Here is a 2,337-nt window from a genome sequence, read left to right on the forward strand (position 1 = left end):
CCCCGAACTCAACCCGGTCGAGAACGTCTGGCAGTATCTGCGCCAGAACAAACTCGCCATAACCGTCTTCGACGACTATGCCCACATCGTCGACGTCTGCTGCGATGCATGGACATTCTTCGCACGAGACCCGGCAACCGTCGCATCAATCACCCGACGATCATGGGCACAGGTCAAGGGTTAGGACGGTTGGTATAATGGAGGCCGGCCAGGCCAGGATCACAAAACGGCCCACTTGGGGTGGTTTTTAGAGCCGTCTACTTGGCAAGGACGGCAAAATCCGCTTCTCATGACCGTGTTGCACTTCGCGACGAAAGCCACCAGAAATTCATAATTTATGAGAACAGGATTAGATATAAATGAAGATTTTCATAATAGGTATGAATAAGACCGCAACACGTTCTCTGCATCAATTCTTTAAAGGAAATGGTGTGCCCAGCGTCCATTGGGATGATGGACGTCTCGCTCGCGCGATTCGCGCAAACATACAGAACGGATCCCCGCCTTTACAGGGCTACGACGATTACATTGTGTTCTCGGACATGGAACTAGTTGGCGGAAAGCCCGGAGACCTCATTGAGGCTTACAAGTATTTTCGCGAGCTAGACGTGGCATATCCAGGTTCGAGATTTATCTTGAATATCCGCTCACCGGAGGGCTGGCTCGCCAGCCGTATGAACCACAGTAATGGGTTGTATACTAGGTACTACCAGAGACAGTATGGCGGGGTGAACGAGGCAGACGTGCTATGGCGCTGGCGCATCGACTATTATCGCCACCATGCTGACGTTTTGGAGTATTTTTCGGACAAGCGCGAGCAGTTGATTATTTTCAACATCGAGACGGACCCTATCGAAGCTCTGATCGAGCGCTTTGCCGATCTCTGGAAGCTTGATGCAAAATGGTTCGGTCACAAGGGCAAGGGTATTCCCAGACAGATGAACGCCTCCGGACATTAGTGGCCAAGCCGAGACAGATAAGTCCATATGGAACACCGTTTTTCTGGGCTTTCAGCGACGGTGGCCTGCTCCCACTGAAGTGGTCCTTCATGAAGGATGGTTTTCGAGCCATTGGAGGACGAGAGCATGCCGAACAAGTCTCCCGTGAAGTATGTCGAAACCACTGAAAAGGCTGACTGATCGGCATCTGTAAAGATTTAACTTCTGCCAGTTTCAGCCGGCTGTAGGCGGATAAACTTGCAAATTGCGTTGCGGCGTTGAGCGTGATTCCATGGCTATCGGGTCCATGGATCGGGAGCGCCAGGATGCGTCCGAGGGAGCGGCGGGATAGCGGGCAGACGGACATGTTCCGCGCCCGGCTCGACCAGATCGTCGACATGAGCCATGCGCTTGCCAGGCTCGGCCGGGCGATCGACTGGCGGTTTCTGGAGGAGCGGCTCGGGGCGGTCTACACCGACGCGCCGGGCCACCCGCCGTTGCCGACGCGGCTGATGGCCGGGCTCGCCATCCTGAAGGCGATGCATGATTTGTCCGACGAGGCGCTCTGTGATCGCTGGCTGGAAAATCCCTATTACCAGCTCTTCTGCGGCGAGGAGTTCTTCTGCCACAGGCTGCCCTTCGACCGGTCGTCGATGACGCGCTGGCGCCAGCGGATGGGCGAGGAAAGGCTGAACGCGCTGCTGCAGGAGAGCCTCGCCACGGCGACCCGAACTGGCGCGGCCAAGCCCGCCGACTTTACCAAGGCTATCGTCGACACCACCGTGCAGCCCAAGGCCGTCGCCCATCCGACCGATGCCAAGCTGATGCAGCGCTCGCGCGAGCGCCTGGTGCGCTTGGCCAAGACGCTGGGGATCGATCTGCGCCAGTCCTATGAGCGGGTCGGCAAGTTCGCCCTGATCAAGCAGCAGCGTTACGCCCATGCCAAGCAGTTCAAGCGGGCGAACAAGGCGCTGAGAACTCTCAGGACCTATCTCGGCCGCGTCATCCGCGACATCGTCAGGAAGACCAAGGGCGACCCGGAGCTCGAAGCCGCCACTGCCCACGAACTCATGCTCGCTCGCCGTGTCCATGCCGGCAACCGCAATCTCATTCCTCTTCGTGGCCAGCCGAAAGATGCCGATCTCCGGGTCTTCAGCCTGCACGCGCCCGAGGTCGAATGCATCGGAAAGGGCAAGGCGCACAAGCCCTGAGCTATGGCTGATTTTGGGTGACGGGTCCGATCAGGCGGCGCGTTGATCGGCGTCTGGGCTGACCGCGACGCCGTCGGTGAATGTGACGCCCGCAATGACCATCGGCAAGCGATTTTCGCCTTTCAGCTTCCGCCAAGTTTTTGAAGCGGCCATGACGAGCTTGAAGACCATGAGCTCGGCGGTCTTGT

1 protein-coding gene and 3 pseudogenes are annotated in these 2,337 nt (G+C 57.7%); 3 read left to right on the top strand and 1 reads right to left on the bottom strand.

Translation table 11 applies throughout. The features are described 5' to 3' along the window. The 3 genes and pseudogenes from J1C47_RS23420 to J1C47_RS23430 form a co-directional block, all read left to right on the top strand. A pseudogene (locus J1C47_RS23420) lies at positions 1 to 184 on the top strand (IS630-like element ISAli3 family transposase); the annotation flags it as partial. A gap of 175 nt (positions 185 to 359) precedes the next feature. Next, the gene (locus J1C47_RS23425; protein WP_207353215.1) at positions 360 to 959 is read left to right on the top strand and encodes a sulfotransferase; all 600 of its coding nucleotides are present in this window, start codon (positions 360 to 362) and stop codon (positions 957 to 959) included. Positions 960 to 1,264: 305 nt separating this feature from the next. Then, positions 1,265 to 2,146: pseudogene (locus tag J1C47_RS23430) on the top strand (IS5 family transposase); the annotation flags it as partial. 33 nt (positions 2,147 to 2,179) lie between these two features. Here the strand turns inward: J1C47_RS23430 and J1C47_RS23435 are convergent. Continuing rightward, positions 2,180 to 2,337, bottom strand: a pseudogene (locus J1C47_RS23435) (IS256 family transposase); the annotation flags it as partial.

Origin of the sequence: Jiella sonneratiae (assembly GCF_017353515.1) — a bacterium.
Classification (GTDB): Bacteria; Pseudomonadota; Alphaproteobacteria; order Rhizobiales; family Rhizobiaceae; genus Jiella; species Jiella sonneratiae.

What these genes read in the sequence shown, in the direction of transcription:
- J1C47_RS23425 (WP_207353215.1), top strand. Translation starts at nt 360, where the DNA reads ATGAAGATTTTCATAATAGGTATGAATAAGACCGCAACACGTTCTCTG.